Below are 16,462 nucleotides of genomic sequence, written 5' to 3'. Positions count from 1 at the left end.
GCGGTGGAACGAGAGGTAATCCTGGCGGCCACATGACCGGTGGTGCACGGATGGCGCCGAATCTTGTTCGCGCGCGAGCACGGATTCCGCGGGTGCGCCGAACATTCGTACGGCATCCGTGTGGGCGGCCGGGGCCGCTGCCTAGACTTTCCACGGATGATCAGCGGGGGACCTCGCTCTGCCGTGTCTCGAAGGCCGGCGGGCAGCGCGTGATCGTCCGATGTGGAAGGGGAACGTTTCATGCACGGGGGCCGCCTCGGACTGGGGCAGGGAACAGCTCTGTACATCGGCGCCGTCCTGGGGCCGGGAGTGCTGGCACTGCCGGCACTGGCGGCCGCCGCGGCGGGGCCCGCCTCGATGGTCTCCTGGGCCGTCCTGCTGCTGCTCAGCGTCCCCGTCGCGGTGACGTTCGCCGCGCTCGGCGCGCGCTACCCCGACGGCGGCGGCGTCGCCAACTTCGTCGCCCGCGCCTTCGGCCCCCGGGCCGCCGCCTGCGTGGGCTGGCTGTTCTACGCGGCCGTACCGGCCGGCGTGCTGGCCGGCGCCATGGCGGGCGGCAACTACGTCGCCGAGGTGCTGGGCCTGTCGCACCGCGCCGGATACGGGGCGGCCGCGGTGATCCTCGCGGTGGCCGTCGCCGCCAACTACGCCGGACTCCAGGTGTCCGGACGGCTCCAGCTGGTCCTCGTCGGACTGCTGGTGCTGCTCCTCGCGTGCGCCACCGTCTTCGCCGCGCCGCACGTCACGGCCGGCCACTTCACCCCGTTCATGCCCGAAGGGTGGCTGTCGATCGGCTCGGCCGCCCTGGTGCTGTTCTACGCCTTCAGCGGGTGGGAGGCGGCCAGCCACCTGTCCGCGGAGTTCGCGCACCCCCGGCGGCATCTGCCGCGGGCCACCGTGATCACCCTGACCATCGTCGGCGTCCTCTACCTCGGCCTGTCCTTCGTCACCATCGGCGCGCTCGGGGAGCGGGCGCGCAGCTCCGACGTCCCGCTGATGCTGCTGCTGGAGCGCGGCGTCGGGACCGGCGCGCGCGGACTGACCGCCGCCGCGGCCATCTGCCTGAGCCTGGGCGCGGTCAACACCTTCATCGCGGGCGCCGCCCGGCTGGGAGCGGCGCTGGGCCGCGACGGCGCGCTGCCCGGCCTGCTGGCCAAGGGCGGGGGAGCGGGCCAGGTCCCGCGCCGCAGCCTCACCGTGCAGGCGGTGCTCACCGGCGCCCTCACGCTCGTCGCCGCGCTGCTGACCGTTCCGCTGGATCCGCTCATGCGGGTCACCTCGGCGTTCCTGGCCGCCGTCACCGCCGCCGGGATGGCCGCCTCACTGCGGCTGCTGCCCCGCCGTACCCCGCTGTGGTACGCCGCCTGCGCCGCCGTCGTCTTCACCCTGGTCGTGATGGCGTTCAGCGGATGGCTGCTGGTGCTGCCGCTCGCGGTCGCCGGCTGCGCGGCGCTGTACTGGCGGCGCCGGCACGGGCCCGGCGCCGGCCGTCCCGTCGTTCAGGCCGAGGAGCCGGCCGCGGTCGACGCCGCCGCGGTGACGAGCTCGCCCAGCGCGGCCCCCGGCTCCGGACGTTCGTAGAGGTAGAAGTGGCCGCCGGGGAAACCCCGGTGGACGGGCGGTACGACACAGCTCTCGTCCCAGCGCGACCGCTCCTCCTCGGGCAGCGTGGCGTCGTCCGTGCCGTACCAGACCTGGTGCGGCACGTCCGTCGGGCCGGGCCGCGGGAGCGTGTAGGTGTCCGCCAGGTGCAGGTCGTACCCCATCAGGGTGATCGTCGCGTCGACGAAGTCCGGGTCCTGGAGCAGTTCCGGCTGCACACCGCCGAAGGCGTGCAGGTCCCCGAGGAGTGACGCGCGGCTGCGGACGACGAACGGCTCGTCCGGCATCGGCGCGGTCTCGGCGGTGGACGCGGCCGATCGCGAGGCGGAGACGATCACCGTGTGCACCAGGTGCCGCCGGTCGTCCGGGAGCAGGGCGGCGACGTTGTGCGCGAACAGCGCGCCCAGGCTGTGGCCGATGACGACGACGGGTCGGTCCACGATGTCCACCGCGTCGGCGGCGAATCGCGCACAGGCCTCCGCGTAATCGGCCGCCGGTGCCCCGTCCGCGTCGCCGGACCGCCCGGTGAGTTCAAAAACGAACGTCTCGCACAGGCCCGGAAGACTCCGGGTGAGCGGCAGGAACGACAGTGCCGACCCACCCCCGTGGTGAAAAGCGAGCAGGCGGACCGGGGCATTCCGTTCCCCTGTCCTGAGATAACTCTTCTCGACTGCCGGCATGCGGCGCTCCTTCCCCGGACCGATCAGGACTCTGCCATCTTTTCCGGCGGGTGTGTCAAGTGATTCAAAGAAATTCTTTGCCCTTTCTGGAAGGTGCCGGTCCGTCGGGGTGACCGAATATGTGCGCCGCGCGTTGCGGAATGTTTGGTGCCGCACGCCGCCCGTTCGGCGAAACCGCCACCCTGGCGGAAAATTTACTGTGCAGTGCCCGAACCTCGGGATACCGCATGCCGCCCACCGTGCATTCGGGAGATTGCCTTCGGTCGATCCCGGGCCGGCCGGTGTTCTTGAAGGGCCGTCGACCGGAGTGTGAACATGGCTTTGCAGTCAGGGATTCCGATGGACCGTCGCAAGGGCGTGGGGTAGCCTCGAAGCGACCGATTCCCGAGAGATCACTCTCCGTGTGTGCCGCACATCTCCCAACGGGCATACCCGACTTCGTCGATTTCGATTCCCACCCCTCTTGGCCCAGCTCAGCGCCGCTTTCTTCGCGTGCCGCAGTGGTAGGGGAAAGGGGACGGACGAGTCGGGTATCGGATGGAAGGACGCCAATGCAACAGGAATCCTCGGTACGTCGCGTTTCCGTTTTCGACACCACGCTCCGGGACGGCGAGCAGGCTCCCGCCAACGCCATGCGCCCGGAGGACAAGCTCGATCTGGCCCTGCGTATCGAGGCGCTGGGCGTCGATTCCATCGAAACCGGTTTCCCCGCATCCTCGCCCAGCGAGTTCCAGGCCACCCGCCTGATATCCCAGCACCTGACCCGCGCGAAGTTCGTCACCTTCTGCCGGGCGGTCCGCGCCGACATCGAGACGGCCGTCGAGGCCGGCGGCGTGGACAACCACGAGGTCCAGGTCATGGCCACCGGCAGCGACCTGCACCTGGAGCACAAGCGGCAGATCACCCGGAAGGAAGCCGTCGACGAGGTCGTCGACGCCGTCTCCTTCGCCCGCAGCCTCGGCGTCACCTCGGTCTCGGTGCCCATCGAGGACGCCAGCCGCGGCGAGCACGACCTGCTCCGCGAGATCACCGTCCGCGCCGTCGAGGCGGGCGCCGACTGCTTCGTCATCGGCGACACCTCCGGCTGCCTGACCCCGCAGGAGTACGGCGACCTGATCGCCGCCTTCCGCTCGTGGGCGCCGTCCCCGGTGCGCATCTCCACCCACTGCCACAACGACTTCGGCCTGGCGCTCGCCAACGCCGTCGCCGGTCTCCAGGCCGGCGCCGACGAGGTCCAGGCCACCCTGGGCGGCATCGGTGAACGGGCCGGCAACACCGCGCTCGAGGAGATCGCCGCCCTGCTCGCCTACAAGAGCGAGGAACTCGGCCTGCGCACCGACGTCACGACGGAGGGCCTGTACGAGGCGTACGCCGCGCTGCGCGAGGTGATCCGGCTGGAGGAGCCGAGGAACAAGGCGATCTTCGGCACCTACGCCTTCGGCACGGCCGCCGGCGTCCACCAGCAGGGCGTGCTGCGCAATCCGGCCACGTACGAGTACGTCGAGCCGGCGCGCTTCGGACGGCAGCGTTCCATCCTCATCGGCCGCCACTCGGGCCGCTCCGTGCTGCGCTACCTCCTCGACGACCTCGGCGTCCAGGTGAGCGACGAGAAACTGACCGAGCTGTACCGGACCCACGTCGAGGAACGCGTCGGAGGCGACTGCGAGGAGCTCTCGGTGGTCCGGGAACGGCTCGCCCGCGAACTCGCCGTGACGCCCGCGACCACCACGGGGGTGTAGTGGTGCGTCCCCGCACCCTGGCGGAGAAGATCTGGGAACGGCACCGGGTGGCCCGGCCGGCCGACAGCACGGCCGGCACGGACAGTCCCGCCGGCACCGACAGCACGGCCGGCACGGACAGCCCCGCCGGCACCGAAGACCTGCTCTACATCGACCTGCACCTGATGCACGAGGTCACCTCACCGCAGGCCTTCGACGGACTGCGGCTGACCGGACGCACGATCCGGCGCCCCGACCTGACGGTCGCGGTCGAGGACCACAACGTCCCCACGGACACCGGCGAACTGCACGACCCCGTGGGCCGGCTGCAATTGGAGACCCTGCGCCGCAACTGCGCCGAGCACGGCGTCCAGCTCTACCGCATGGGCCACGCCCGGCAGGGCATCGTCCACGTCGTCGCCCCGCAACTGGGCCTGGTCCAGCCGGGGATGACCGCCGTCTGCGGCGACAGCCACACCTCCACCCTCGGCGCCTTCGGCGCGCTGGCGTTCGGGATCGGCACCAGCGACGTCGAGCACGTCCTGGCCACGCAGACGCTGCCGCTGCCCCGGCCGCGCACCATGGCGGCGGAGTTCACCGGCACCCTGCCCGACGACGTCACCCCCAAGGACCTCATCCTCGCCCTCATCGCCCGGATCGGTCCCGGAGGCGCCCAGGGGCACCTGCTGGAGTACCGCGGCGAGGCCCTGCGGACCCTGTCCATGGAGGGCCGCATGACGATGTGCAACATGAGCATCGAGGCCGGGGCCCGCGCCGGGATGTTCGCCCCCGACGAGACCACCTTCGCCTACCTGGAGGGACTGCCGCACGCACCGTCCGGCCAGGCCTGGCAGGACGCGCTCGCCGACTGGCGGACCCTGCCGACGGACCCCGGCGCGGTCTACGACCGCACGGTCACCCTCGACGTCTCGGCCCTCTCCCCGCAGGTGTCCTGGGGCACCAACCCCGGGCAGACGGTCTCCGTCTCGGGCACCGTGCCCTCACCGGAGGAGTTCGCCCACCCGCAGGAGCGGGCGGCGGCGGCCCGCGCCCTCCAGTACATGGGGCTCACCCCCGGCACCCCCCTGCGGGACGTGACCGTCGACGCGGTCTTCGTCGGCTCGTGCACCAACGGGCGGCTGGAGGACCTGCGGACCGCGGCGGACGTGCTGCGCGGCCGGCGGCTGGCCACCGGCACCCGCATGCTCGTCGTGCCCGGCTCGGCCGAGGTGCGCCTGCGGGCCGAGGAGGAAGGGCTCGACCAGGTGTTCAAGGCGGCCGGCGCGGAGTGGCGGCTGCCGGGGTGCTCGATGTGCCCCGGACTCAACCCCGACCGCGCCAGCGGACAGGAACGGGTCGCCACCACCTCCAACCGCAACTTCGAAGGACGGCTCGGCGGACGCTCCCGGGTCCACCTGGTCTCGCCCGCCGTCGCCGCGGCCACCGCCGTGACCGGCCGCCTCACCACCCCCAAGGACCTCCCGTGACGTCGGCACCGAACCTCCTGCGCCCGCTGGTGCGCCACACCGGCCGCACCGTCCCGCTGCGGCGCGGCAACGTCGACACCGACCAGATCATGCCCGCCGAGTTCTGCAAGCGCGTGACCAAGTCGGGCTTCGAGGACGCCGTGTTCCACCGCTGGCGGGCCGAACCCGGCTTCGTCCTCGAACGCCCCGAGCGGGCGGGCGCCAGTGTGCTGCTGGCCGGGCCCGACTTCGGCACCGGAAGCTCGCGCGAGCACGCGGTGTGGGGGCTGCGCGACTGGGGATTCGTCGTGGTCCTGTCGTCCCGGTTCGGCGACATCTTCCGGCGCAACGCCCTCAAGAACCGGCTGCTGGCCGTCGTCCTGCCCGAGACGGCCGTCGAGACGCTGATGACCGCCTCGGAACGGGACCCCTCCCTGGAGGTCACCGTCGACGTCGCCGCCGGCACCGTCACCGGGGGCGGCGACAGCTGGCCCTTCGAGCTCGACGCGCGCACCCGGTGGCTGCTCCTCAACGGGTACGACGACATCGCCGTCACCCTGCGCGACGCCGACGCCATCACCGCGTACGAGACGTCACGGCCCCACTGGCTGCCCTCGATCCGCCCGGACGACGAGGCCGTCCCGCGCGGCCGGACCCCCCAGGAGGCGACATGACCACAGCAGCCCCCGCCCCCGCCGGCGCCCTGCCCCGCGCCGCCGCCCGCGTCGGCGCCCTCCCGGCCGGCTCCCTCGCCCAACTGCTGCACCTGGGCAAGGAACTCGGCGCCCTCGACCTGGCCGGCGGGGTGCCCGGCAGCCCCCTGCCGCCGCCCGCCGTCCTCGAGGCCGGCGCCGGGCAGCTGCTGCACGGCGACAACCAGTACGAGGACACCAGCGGCAACCTCACCCTGCGCGAGCAGATCGCGGACACCCTCCCCGGCCGCCCCGACCCGCGCACCGAACTGACCATCACCACCGGCGCCTCGGAGGCGCTGAGCGTGGCCACGCTGGCCACCGTCGACCCCGGCGACGAGGTGGTGCTGCTGGAACCGTTCTACGAGAACTTCCTGGCCGCGCTCGCCCTGGCCGGCGGCGTCCCCCGCTTCGTGGGCCTGAAGGCACCCGACTGGCGCTGGGACCCGCGGGAACTGGAGGCCGCGTTCGGGCCCCGCACCCGCGCCGTGATCGTCAACTCCCCGGCCAACCCCACCGGCCGGACCCTCACCCGGCCCGAGCTGGAGGAACTGGCCGCGCTCTGCGAGAAGTGGAACGTCACCCTCATCTCCGACGAGGTGTACGCGCCGTTCGTCTACGACGGCGCACGGCACGTGTCCGCCGCCGAGGTGCCCGCCCTGCGGGACCGCAGCATCGTCATCGGCAGCCTGTCCAAGGCGTACGCGCTCAGCGGCTGGCGGATCGGGCACCTGCGGGCCTGTCCGCAGATCACCGAGCGGCTGCGCGCGGTGCACCTCGCCACCAGCTTCAGCGCGAGCGGTCCGCTGCAACGCGCGGTCGCCGCCTCCGGAGTCCTCCGGGACGCCTCCTGGCAGCCCGCCGCGCGACTGGAACACCTGCGGGACCGGATGGTCGGCCTGTTCACCGCCGCCGGGCTGCCCTGCCGGGCGCCCGAGGGCGGCTGCTACATCATGGCCGACATCCGCGGCATCACCGACGAGGACTGCGACACCTTCGTCCGGCGGCTCGCCACCCGGCGCCGCGTCCTCGTCGTGCCCGGCCGCTGCTTCTTCCGCGACCACACCACCGACTCCGGGCACGTACGCATCGCTTTCAACAAGAGCACCGACGTGCTCGCGGAGGCCGAACGCCGACTGGCCGACGGCCTGTAGGCGCCCGCGAGCACACCACCAGGGTGCCCCGCCGATCGTTCTTCCCAAGGAGAAACCTGTGACGGCAGTGACTGCCCCCGACCTGTACCGCCTGGTCCGCGCCGACGACGGCACACCGAGCGTGTGGCCGTCCGGCCGGCCGCTGCCCCCCGGCTGGCACCCGACCGGCCACGACGGCACGCGCGACGAGTGCGTCGCCCACGCGGACGCCCTCACCGCCGACGGGCACGACCTGCCCGCCGCGCCGCCGGGCAGTCCCGGCACCCTGGTCGAACTCTTCCGGAACACGGCCCGCCGCCACCCCGACCGGCCCGCCGTCAGCGACGACACCACCTCCCTGAGTTACGCGGAACTCGACCGGCGGTCCGACCTGGTGGCCGCCCTCCTGCGCGAGCGCGGCATCGGCCCCGAGCACCGCGTCGCCTACCACCTGCGGCGCGGAACCCCCGTCTTCGTCACCCTGCTGGGCATCCTCAAGGCCGGTGCCGCCTACGTACCGGTCGACACCCGCTACCCCGACGCCCGCCGCGACCTGATGCTGACCGAGAGCCGCCCCTCGCTGGTGGTCACCGACCCCTCGGAGAGCGCGCGGGCCGCGGCGGCCGGCACGGACGTCTGGGAGTTCGGCCTCGACGGCCTGGCCCAGCCGGCCGAACCGCTGCCCGACGTCCACCGGCGCAACGCCGCCTGCCTGCTGTTCACCTCGGGCTCGTCCGGCACGCCCAAGGGCGTGGTGCTGGAGCACCACAACCTCGTGCACTTCGCGACCAACCCGGCGCTGCCCGCGCTGACCGAGCAGGACCGCGTCGGGCACGTCTCCAGCCTGTCGTTCGACGCCTTCCACTTCGAGACCTGGTACGCGTTCGCGGGGGGCGCGGAGATCGTGGTCCTGCCGACCATGCCGGACCTGCTCACCGGGGACATCGGCCGCGAACTGCGGCGCCGGCGCATCACGGCGATGCTCGTGCCGACGATGGCGTTCAACCACGTGGTCAAGGAGGACCGGGACGCGTTCGCCACGCTCCGGGTCCTGCACACCGGCGGCGACGTCGTCCTGCCGGAGGCCTGCCGCCAGCTGCTCTCCGGCTCCTTCGCGGGCGAGTTCCACAACCTCTACGGCCCCACCGAGGGCACGACCGCCTGCTCGGCGCACCGTGTCTCCGGCGTCGCCGACGGCGAGGACAGCGTGCCCATCGGCCGGGAACTGGCCGGCACCGGACTGCTGGTGCTCGACGCCGGCCTCGACGAGGTGCCCGACGGGACGGTCGGCGAGCTGCACATCACCGGAGCCGGTGTGGCCCGCGGCTACCTGGGCCGGCCCGGCCTCACCGCCGAAAGGTTCCTGCCCGACCCGCACGCCACGGGCGCCCGGATGTACGCCACCGGCGACCTGGTCCTGCGCGGGCCCGACGGCGCGCTGCGCTACGTGGGACGCGCCGACGACCAGGTCAAGATCCGCGGTTACCGGGTCGAACCCCGGGAGGTCGAGCGGATCCTGGCCCGCCACCCGCAGCTGCGGGAGGTCGCCGTGCTCGCGGCGGGCACCGGCACCGACCGCCACCTGGTCGCGCTGGTGGTGCCGCACGACGAGGTGTCCCTGAAGGAACTGCGCGCCTTCGCGCAGGAGGCGATGCCCGACTTCATGGTCCCGAGCTCGATCGTCAAGGTCGCGGAGATCCCCGCCAACGACCACGGCAAGCGGGACACCAAGCGCCTCGCCGAGCTGATCGACGCCCATCTGCGGCACCGGGCGGACCACGTGCCGCCCCGGGACGAGACGGAGAAGTTCCTGGCGGAGCTGTGGAGCGAGCTGCTCGCGGTCGAGGAGATCGGCGTGCACGACGACTTCTTCGCCCTCGGCGGCAACTCGCTGCTGGCGTTCCGCATGCAGCGACGGCTGGTCCGCGAGCTGGCGGTGGACATCAGCGCGCGGGAGATCCTGACCACCAGTGAACTGGGCGCCCTCGCCGGGATCGTCCGCACCAGGCGTGAGGAGCCGGTGACCGCATGAGCACCGTACTGACCATCGATCTGACCGATCCGGACGCCTTCGTCGCCCAGCGGCACTACGACATGCTGGCCTGGCTCCGGGAGAACGACCCCGTCCACTGGCACACCACGGAGGACGGCGGCGGCTTCTGGGCCGTGACCCGCTACGACGACGTCGCGCGCCTCTACAACGACCACGAGGGCTTCAGCTCCGAGGGCGGCCCCATGCTGGGCGGCTCCTTCCGCAGCCAGGCCGACCCGTCCGCCGGACGCATGCTGGTGGCCGCCGACCCGCCGCGGCAGCGGCAGATCCGCCAGGTGGTGCACCGGGCCTTCACCCACCGGATCCTGGGACGCATCGCCCGCCAGGTCACCGAACTGGTGGACGCCGCGGTGGACCGCGCACGGGCCGACGGCGGCTGCGACTTCGCCACCGACATCGCCCCGGAACTGCCGGCCGGCGCGGTGATGGCGATGATGGGCGTCTCCCACACCCAGGCCCGCGAACTGATCGACCTGACCCGCAAGATGATCGGCTTCCGCGATCCCGTCTACGTCGACACCGACGACGACGAACGGCTGCGGCTCGCCGTGATCCAGGCCGAGATCTTCGAGTTCTTCGCGGAGATCGTCCGCGAGCGGCGCCGCAACCCCGGCGACGACCTGATCAGCTTCCTGATCGAGGCCGAGCGCAACGGCCGTCCCTGGCCCGAGGAGGACATCCTCTACAACTGCATGAACGTCGCGGTCGGCGGCAACGAGACGTCCTCGTACACCGCCTGCACCGGCCTGCTCGCCCTCCACGACCACCCCGAGCAGCTCGCGCTGCTCAGGCGGCGGCCGGACCTGATGGACAGCACGGTCAACGAGATCCTGCGCTGGAGCTCCACCAACGCGTATGTGATGCGGGTGGCCACGAGCGACCTGAGGATCGGCGACCGCGAGGTGCGCGAGGGCGACTCGGTCACCTTGTGGAACGTGTCGGCCAACCGGGACCCGTCGCAGTTCGAGTCCCCGGACGTCTTCGACATCAGCCGCTCCCCGAACCGCCACCTGTCCTACGGCGTCGGCATCCACCGCTGCATCGGGGCGATGGTGGCCCACACCGAACTGGGCATACTCTTCCGCCGCATCACCGACCCCGAGCTCGGCATCGACCTCGCCGGACCGGTCCGGCGGCTGCGCTCGAACTTCATCCAGGGCATCACCCGCATGCCCGTCACCCTGCACTGACGCCGGCGGACGACGACCGCCGGGGCCGGGCGCCCGTAGGGTCACGGGAGACACCCGTGCCCCGGCGCCCGGATGGGCACGGGTGTTCCCCGCGACCCTGCGTCCGGATGGCACCCGCCGCACGGGCCGGACCGGCTCCTGGGAGCGGGCCGGGCGGACACCGCGACCAGCGGCCCGCCCGGCCCGCCCGCGGCGTCCGCCCCCCTTCATTCCCACCCCGGGCCGCAGCCGGCCCGGCAGAGCGAGGAGCGTGTCACCACCATGGCCGTGAGCTGGTCCCCAGCGGAACGCACCCACCACTTCGGGACGTCGATCTTCACCGAGATGACCCGGCTCGCCGAGCGGACCGGCTCGATCAACCTCGGCCAGGGCGTACCGGAGCTGCCGAGCCCGCCGGAGATCCTCGCCCACGCGGTGGCCGCGATCGACGCCGGCCGCAACCAGTACCCACCGGCGACCGGGCTGCCCGAGCTGAAGGAGGCGGTGGCCCGCCACCGGTTGACGACCACCGGCGTGAGCTACCGCCCCGACGACGAGGTCCTGGTCACCACGGGCGCCACCGAGGCCGTCGCCTCCGCGCTGCTCGCCTTCTGCGATCCCGGCGACACCGTCCTCACCTTCGACCCCTGCTACGACTCCTATCCGGCGGCCGCCCGGATGGCCGGCGCCGACGTGACCGCCGCCCCGCTCGCCGTCACCGCGGACGGGTTCGCCCTCGACGCCGACGCGCTGCGCCGGGCGGTCGGCCCGCGGACCCGCGTACTGCTGCTCAACTCGCCGCACAACCCCACCGGCAAGGTCTTCACCCCCGGGGAACTGGCGCAGATCGCCGCCGTCTGCGAGGAGCACGACCTGACGGTCGTCACCGACGAGGTCTACGAGCACCTGGTGTACGACGGCGTCCGCCATGTCTCCATCGCCTCGCTGCCCGGCATGCGCGAGCGCACGCTGGTCATCTCCTCCGCCGGCAAGTCGTTCAACGTCACCGGCTGGAAGATCGGCTGGGCCTGCGGCCCCGCGCCCCTGGTGGCGGCGGTGGCCTCCGCCAAGCAGTACCTGACGTACGCGTCCGGCACGCCGTTCCAGGCGGCCGTGGCCGCCATGCTCACCTCCGGCCTGGACTGGGTGGCCGGGCTCCGCGACGAGCTCCAGCAGAACCGCGACCGGCTGTGCGAGGGGCTGCGCAAGGCCGGACTGCCCGCCGTCCCCGGCCAGGGCGGCTACTTCGTCCAGGCCGACGTCCGCCCCTGGGGGTACGAGGACGGCACCCGGTTCTGTCGTGAACTCCCGCTGCGCGCCCAGGTGGTGGCCGTACCGACGAGCGCCTTCTACCAGGGCGCCGGTGCCCCCGCCTGGCTCGCGCGGTTCAGCTTCTGCAAGAGCGGCGACCTGGTGGAGGAGGCGGTGTCCCGGCTGGTCGCCGCCCGCTGAGTGCCCGTCAGGCGTCCTTGGCGAGGCGGCCGGTGCTCCGCGCGCGCCCCGCTCCGCGGGCCGGTGCCGGGGCCGCCGCGGACGCGGGGTACGCCTCCGGCAGGGCGGACAGCAGCGGCGTGGGGGCGTGCTGGAAGATCACGATGGTCCGGAAGCCGACCACCTCGCGCCGCTGGCTGAGGCGGTCCATGAGGAAGGCGTGCAGGGCCTCGTTGTTCTGCACGGCGACGTGGATCAGGAAGTCGTCGCCACCGGCGACGACGAAGACGCCCACCACCTCCGGCAGCTTGGCGACCGCCTCCTGGAAGGAGGTGATGACCGTGCGGCTGAGCGGCCGGACCTGCGCGGCGACGAACGCCTGGTAGTGCCGGTTCAGCGCGGCGAGGTTCAGCTCCGCGCGGTAGCCGGTGATCACCCCCCGCTCCTCCAGGGAGCGCACGCGTTCGAGCGAGGTGGACGGGGCCACCCCGATCTGGCGGGCCAGTTCACGGTTGGACTGCCGGGCGTTCAGCTGGAGATGCCGGATGATCGCCGAATCAAGTTCGTCCATGCGGCCCATTGTGGCATGCACGTACCTCAAGTGTTCGGCTGATCAGCCCAGTTGACGTCCATCGGACTACTCTTCGCGGGAAGTGATGGACACACGGCCGCTACTGAGGTGAAAGACCATGCAAACGAAAGTCGCCCTCGTGCTCCGCGACGACCTGCCCCCGGCGCACGCGGCGAACACCTCCGCCGTGCTCGCCCTCTCCCTCGGCGGCCGGATCGGCGACTCCGTCGGGCGCGACGGCGAGGACGCCTCGGGCGGCGTCCACCCCGGCCTCAACACCCACCCCATCCCGGTCCTGACCGCCTCCGTGCAGGAACTGACCACACTGCTGGAGCGCGCACGGGCCGCCGACGAGGTACGCCTGGTCGCGCTCACCGAGACCGCGCGCAGGGCGCGGGACTACGAGGACTACCTCACCGACCTGAAGGCCACCCCCGCCGAGGAGATCGAGTACCTCGGCGTGATCGTGCACGGCCCGAGGAACAAGGTGTCGAAGCTGACCAGGCACCTGTCCCTGCTGTGAACGGCCCCCTCCCGCGGCGGTGAGGCGGCAGCCCTGGAGGGATACGAGGGGCCGGCCGGGCCGGCTGTGCCCAACGGGCCCCGCTCCCGTGCGCGCGCGCTGCCGCGAGGGCGATGACCTGGCCTAGCATGACGGACCGGGTGCGCGCGGGAGCGGCTGCTCCCGCGCGCACACGACCCGTCACGGCGTGAGGAGTTGGCCATGGTCCCTGACTACCCCCTGTCCCGATCGACGGATCCGGTCCCGGAGGCCGAGCGCAAGGCGATCCTCGCCGAGCCGGGGTTCGGCCGGCACTTCACCGACCACATGGCCACCGCGGTGTGGACGCCGGACGGGGGCTGGCACGACCGCGGGATCGGCCCGCTCCGGCCGTACACGCTGCACCCCAGCGCCGCCGTGCTGCACTACGCGCAGGAGATCTTCGAGGGGCTCAAGGCGTACCGGCACGCCGACGGCAGCGTCTGGCTGTTCCGCCCCGAGGCCAACGCCCGCCGCTTCGCCCGCTCCGCCCGCCGCATGGCACTGCCGGAGCTGCCCGAGGAGGACTTCCTCACCAGCGTGGAGGGGCTGGTCCGGGCGGACGAGGCGTGGGTTCCGGTGCCCGGCGGCGAGGAGAGCCTGTACCTGCGCCCGTTCATGTTCGCGAGCGAGGCGTTCCTCGGCGTACGCCCCGCCGCCGAGGTGGTCTACTCGGTGATCGCGAGCCCGGCCGGCCCCTACTTCGCCTCCGGCGTCACCGGGGTCACCCTCTGGGTGAGCAGCCGCTACACCCGCGCCGCCCGGGGCGGCACGGGAGCCGCCAAGTGCGGCGGCAACTACGCCGCGAGCCTGGCCGCGCAGATCGAGGCGCAGGAGCACGGCTGCGACCAGGTCATGTACCTGGACAGCGAGGGCGGGGGCACCCTGGAGGAGTCCGGCACGATGAACCTGTGCCTGGTCACCTCGGACGGCCGGCTCGTCACCCCGGCCCTCGGCACCATCCTCGACGGCGTCACCCGCGACACGGTCCTCGCCCTGGCCGCCGACTTCGGCCTGACCCCCGAGGAGCGGACCGTCACGCTGGACGAACTCCGCTCGGGAGCCGCCGACGGCAGCGTCACCGAGGTGTTCGCCGCGGGCACGGCCGCGGTGGTCACCCCCATCGTCCGCTTCAAGGGCGACGGCTACGAGTTCACCGTCGGCGACGGCGAACCCGGCAGCCGCACCGTGGCCCTGCGCCGGCACGTCCTGGACATCCAGTACGGCCGCGCGGAGGACCGGCACGGCTGGATGCGCCGCGTCCTCTGAACCCTGGGTCGGCCTGCCCCGCGTCTTCCGGGCCTGGGTCGGCCTGCCCCGCGTCTTCCGGGCCGGCAGGTCGCCGCCCGCAGCGGCGACCTGAGCGGGCTGAAACGGCTGGCCATCACCGGAGCTGTACTCGCTGATGCGCGCCCCGAGAACCCCACCCGCCCTCATGCCGGCGCTGCGCGGCACGGCGTCCTGGGCGGGCCGTGCGGGACACGGCGCGGCGTGGACGGAGGTCGTCGCGGACGTCGGGTGAGACCTCGCGCGGTGACGGCGAGAGCCCGTGAGGGCGACGGCCGCCCACGCCGGAGAACGCTCAGTCGAGACAGAACTCGTTGCCCTCGACGTCCTGCATCACGATGCACGACTCGTTCTCGTCGTCGGCGGGCAGGAGCCGCACGCGTACCGCGCCGAGCGCGACCAGCCGTGCGCATTCGGCCTCCAGCGTGGCCAGGCGCTCTTCCCCCACGAGACCGGTGCCGGCCCGCACGTCGAGATGCACCCGGTTCTTTGCGACCTTCCCCTCGGGAACACGCTGGAAGAACAGCCGCGGGCCCACACCCGAGGGATCTACGCAGGCGGACCATGCGCCCTGCTCCTCAGCAGGCAGCGAGCGGTCGACCTCGTCCCAGGTGGCGAACCCTGCCGGAGGCGGGGGCAGCACGTACCCCAGCACCTCGCACCAGAAGCGGGCGACGCGCTCGGGATCCGCGCAGTCGAAGGTGACCTGGAACTGCCTGACCGATGCCATCGGGTCACCGTAGCAGGGGGGTTCAGCCGCTCGACTCCGGGTGGGAATGGGCGAGGAACAGTGTGTGACGGGCGGGTGCACCAGCCGATCGTTCCCGCCGGAAAAGACAGGTGACAGCGCTGCGCCTCGCCGCACCATGGCTGATTGGCGCCCTTTCGGGCCTTCCTCGCTGGTTTCACCCTGAAACGGAACGCAGAAAGCCCGGGAGGACGACGAAAGCGCGGCAGAACGCAAGAAGAACCGGGCACGGGCAGCGCCGAGGGGGAACGCCATGTCCGTACCGCTGTACGTTCCCGTCCTGCCGACCCGGCCTCACGCGGCGGCCGCCTACCACGCGCTGACGCCGGACGTACGGCGTCGGGTCGCTCCGCTGTGGACGATGCCGCCCCGCCCCGGCATGCTGCCGAAACCACTGGCCGATCGCATCGGCAAGGAGGCCGGTGACATCTCCACCGCACAGCGCCTCGGCCCCGGGTGGCTGGACGCGCCCTTCGCCGACGACATCGAAGCAGCGGTTCTGGCCGACGTCCTGACCCCCGAGTGGTGGGACCACCGCAACCTGCGGCCGGTCACCGGCCCCGGGCGCCCCGACGCCCAGCAGTCCCTCGCCCTCGCCGCGGCCCGGCATCGCGAGGACGGACTCGGTATCCGTGTACGGCTCCCCGGCGACTGGAACGACCGCACGGCCTCGGAGGTCGCCGCGCTGCTCGACCGGCTTCCCACGGGCCACCCCGCCGACCTGTTCCTCGACCTCGCCACCGTCCTGCCCGACCGCCCCGACGCCGCCAAGGAGGCTGTGCGCGCCCTGGACACCCTGATCTCGCTCGCTTCCTGGCGCACGGTGACCGTCATGGCCGGCGGATTCCCCGAACCGCCCGACGATTTCCGGGAGGGCGTCCCGTACGAGGCACCACGCACGGACTGGGACACCTGGCACGAGATCCGGCACAGCGAACGTCCTTACCTGCCCCGACTGCGCTACGGCGACTACGGGATCCATCCTGCCGTCTACGTCACCCAGACCCCACCCGCGCGCAACGGGGGCCCGCCATGGGGCGCGCTGCGTTACACGACCGCTCGCTCTTACCACCTGTGCAAGGTGCCGTACGGCAGGCAGTACGACGACGCCAACCGGCAGGCCGCGCGCTGTCTCACCGGTCTCGCGGACTTCCGGGGCGTGAACGCGGGAGCGGGGGAGAGGTGGTTGCGCGACCGTGCCCAAGGCTCCGTCGGTACCGGTAACCACTCCACCTGGAACCGAGTGGGAAACGAGCAGCACATGACGTTCGTCGTGCGGAATCTCGGGGGGTGAACGTGCACCGCGTCGGGCTACGGCTGCCGAACCTGTGACTCGGGCCGCATCTGCCGTCCGGGAGCAGGTGTGCCGGT

General features: G+C 72.4%; 14 protein-coding genes. 11 read left to right on the top strand and 3 right to left on the bottom strand.

Features of this window, described 5'->3' with window-relative positions; translation table 11 throughout:
- Window positions 1-240 precede the first annotated feature (240 nt).
- The gene (locus ACFYWQ_RS12525) at window positions 241-1,581 is read left to right on the top strand and encodes an APC family permease (RefSeq protein WP_389515511.1); all 1,341 of its coding nucleotides are present in this window, start codon (window positions 241-243) and stop codon (window positions 1,579-1,581) included.
- Here ACFYWQ_RS12525 and ACFYWQ_RS12520 read toward each other — a convergent pair.
- Window positions 1,500-2,282, bottom strand: a complete 783-nt coding sequence (locus ACFYWQ_RS12520; protein WP_389515509.1) for a thioesterase II family protein — start codon at window positions 2,280-2,282, stop codon at window positions 1,500-1,502. The two genes, ACFYWQ_RS12525 and ACFYWQ_RS12520, sit on opposite strands and share 82 nt — an antisense overlap.
- Window positions 2,283-2,833: 551 nt before the next feature.
- Here ACFYWQ_RS12520 and ACFYWQ_RS12515 point away from each other — a divergent pair.
- The 7 genes from ACFYWQ_RS12515 to ACFYWQ_RS12485 all read left to right on the top strand — a co-directional run bounded on the left by ACFYWQ_RS12515 (window position 2,834) and on the right by ACFYWQ_RS12485 (window position 11,965).
- Entirely contained in the window at window positions 2,834-4,021 is a 1,188-nt protein-coding gene (locus tag ACFYWQ_RS12515) for a LeuA family protein (RefSeq protein ID WP_389515507.1), read from the top strand.
- 2 nt (window positions 4,022-4,023) lie between these two features.
- Window positions 4,024-5,487, top strand: a complete 1,464-nt coding sequence (gene leuC / locus ACFYWQ_RS12510; RefSeq protein WP_389515505.1) for a 3-isopropylmalate dehydratase large subunit — start codon at window positions 4,024-4,026, stop codon at window positions 5,485-5,487.
- A 17-nt stretch (window positions 5,488-5,504) separates the two neighbouring features.
- Window positions 5,505-6,140: a 3-isopropylmalate dehydratase small subunit gene (gene leuD / locus ACFYWQ_RS12505; RefSeq protein WP_389515947.1), complete on the top strand. Its 636-nt coding sequence runs from the start codon at window positions 5,505-5,507 to the stop codon at window positions 6,138-6,140.
- Entirely contained in the window at window positions 6,137-7,312 is a 1,176-nt protein-coding gene (locus tag ACFYWQ_RS12500) for a pyridoxal phosphate-dependent aminotransferase (RefSeq protein WP_389515503.1), read from the top strand. Before leuD ends, ACFYWQ_RS12500 begins: the two co-directional genes overlap by 4 nt.
- A 58-nt stretch (window positions 7,313-7,370) precedes the next feature.
- Window positions 7,371-9,323, top strand: coding sequence for an amino acid adenylation domain-containing protein (locus ACFYWQ_RS12495; RefSeq protein WP_389515501.1), 1,953 nt, complete (start codon window positions 7,371-7,373; stop codon window positions 9,321-9,323).
- Window positions 9,320-10,534 (top strand): cytochrome P450, encoded by a 1,215-nt coding sequence (locus tag ACFYWQ_RS12490; protein WP_389515499.1) that lies wholly within the window; start codon window positions 9,320-9,322, stop codon window positions 10,532-10,534. Before ACFYWQ_RS12495 ends, ACFYWQ_RS12490 begins: the two co-directional genes overlap by 4 nt.
- Window positions 10,535-10,801: 267 nt before the next feature.
- Window positions 10,802-11,965: an aminotransferase class I/II-fold pyridoxal phosphate-dependent enzyme gene (locus tag ACFYWQ_RS12485; RefSeq protein WP_389515497.1), complete on the top strand. Its 1,164-nt coding sequence runs from the start codon at window positions 10,802-10,804 to the stop codon at window positions 11,963-11,965.
- 7 nt (window positions 11,966-11,972) lie between these two features.
- Here the strand turns inward: ACFYWQ_RS12485 and ACFYWQ_RS12480 are convergent, their stop codons facing one another.
- Window positions 11,973-12,515 carry an Lrp/AsnC family transcriptional regulator gene (locus ACFYWQ_RS12480; protein ID WP_389515495.1) on the bottom strand — a complete coding sequence of 181 codons (543 nt, stop codon included), beginning with the start codon at window positions 12,513-12,515 and terminating at the stop codon, window positions 11,973-11,975.
- Window positions 12,516-12,633: 118 nt separating this feature from the next.
- Here ACFYWQ_RS12480 and ACFYWQ_RS12475 point away from each other — a divergent pair, with 118 nt between their 5' ends.
- Together ACFYWQ_RS12475 and ACFYWQ_RS12470 are read left to right on the top strand one after the other, a co-directional pair.
- Window positions 12,634-13,038 carry a DUF2000 domain-containing protein gene (locus ACFYWQ_RS12475; RefSeq protein ID WP_389515493.1) on the top strand — a complete coding sequence of 135 codons (405 nt, stop codon included), beginning with the start codon at window positions 12,634-12,636 and terminating at the stop codon, window positions 13,036-13,038.
- A 201-nt stretch (window positions 13,039-13,239) separates the two neighbouring features.
- The gene (locus ACFYWQ_RS12470) at window positions 13,240-14,325 is read left to right on the top strand and encodes a branched-chain amino acid aminotransferase (protein ID WP_389515491.1); all 1,086 of its coding nucleotides are present in this window, start codon (window positions 13,240-13,242) and stop codon (window positions 14,323-14,325) included.
- Window positions 14,326-14,638: 313 nt separating this feature from the next.
- On the opposite strand, the gene ACFYWQ_RS12465 is transcribed toward ACFYWQ_RS12470, so the two are convergent.
- The gene (locus ACFYWQ_RS12465; RefSeq protein WP_389515489.1) at window positions 14,639-15,073 is read right to left on the bottom strand and encodes a VOC family protein; all 435 of its coding nucleotides are present in this window, start codon (window positions 15,071-15,073) and stop codon (window positions 14,639-14,641) included.
- Window positions 15,074-15,344: 271 nt separating this feature from the next.
- Here ACFYWQ_RS12465 and ACFYWQ_RS12460 point away from each other — a divergent pair, with 271 nt between their 5' ends.
- Entirely contained in the window at window positions 15,345-16,385 is a 1,041-nt protein-coding gene (locus ACFYWQ_RS12460; RefSeq protein ID WP_389515487.1) for a beta family protein, read from the top strand.
- Window positions 16,386-16,462 lie beyond the last annotated feature (77 nt).

It is taken from the genome of Streptomyces sp. NPDC003247, assembly GCF_042888135.1.
GTDB lineage: Bacteria > Actinomycetota > Actinomycetes > Streptomycetales > Streptomycetaceae > Streptomyces.
The sequence above is the reverse complement of the archived record's forward strand: the minus strand, read 5'-3'. Positions and strand labels throughout refer to the sequence as shown.

Excerpts from the sequence above, each read along its gene's own strand:
- ACFYWQ_RS12480 (WP_389515495.1), bottom strand. The coding sequence starts at position 12,515 with ATGGACGAACTTGATTCGGCGATCATCCGGCATCTCCAGCTGAACGCC.
- ACFYWQ_RS12460 (WP_389515487.1), top strand. The coding sequence starts at position 15,345 with ATGTCCGTACCGCTGTACGTTCCCGTCCTGCCGACCCGGCCTCACGCG.
- ACFYWQ_RS12520 (WP_389515509.1), bottom strand. The coding sequence starts at position 2,282 with ATGCCGGCAGTCGAGAAGAGTTATCTCAGGACAGGGGAACGGAATGCC.
- ACFYWQ_RS12515 (WP_389515507.1), top strand. The coding sequence starts at position 2,834 with ATGCAACAGGAATCCTCGGTACGTCGCGTTTCCGTTTTCGACACCACG.
- ACFYWQ_RS12490 (WP_389515499.1), top strand. The coding sequence starts at position 9,320 with ATGAGCACCGTACTGACCATCGATCTGACCGATCCGGACGCCTTCGTC.
- ACFYWQ_RS12500 (WP_389515503.1), top strand. The coding sequence starts at position 6,137 with ATGACCACAGCAGCCCCCGCCCCCGCCGGCGCCCTGCCCCGCGCCGCC.
- ACFYWQ_RS12470 (WP_389515491.1), top strand. The coding sequence starts at position 13,240 with ATGGTCCCTGACTACCCCCTGTCCCGATCGACGGATCCGGTCCCGGAG.
- ACFYWQ_RS12525 (WP_389515511.1), top strand. The coding sequence starts at position 241 with ATGCACGGGGGCCGCCTCGGACTGGGGCAGGGAACAGCTCTGTACATC.
- ACFYWQ_RS12465 (WP_389515489.1), bottom strand. The coding sequence starts at position 15,073 with ATGGCATCGGTCAGGCAGTTCCAGGTCACCTTCGACTGCGCGGATCCC.
- ACFYWQ_RS12475 (WP_389515493.1), top strand. The coding sequence starts at position 12,634 with ATGCAAACGAAAGTCGCCCTCGTGCTCCGCGACGACCTGCCCCCGGCG.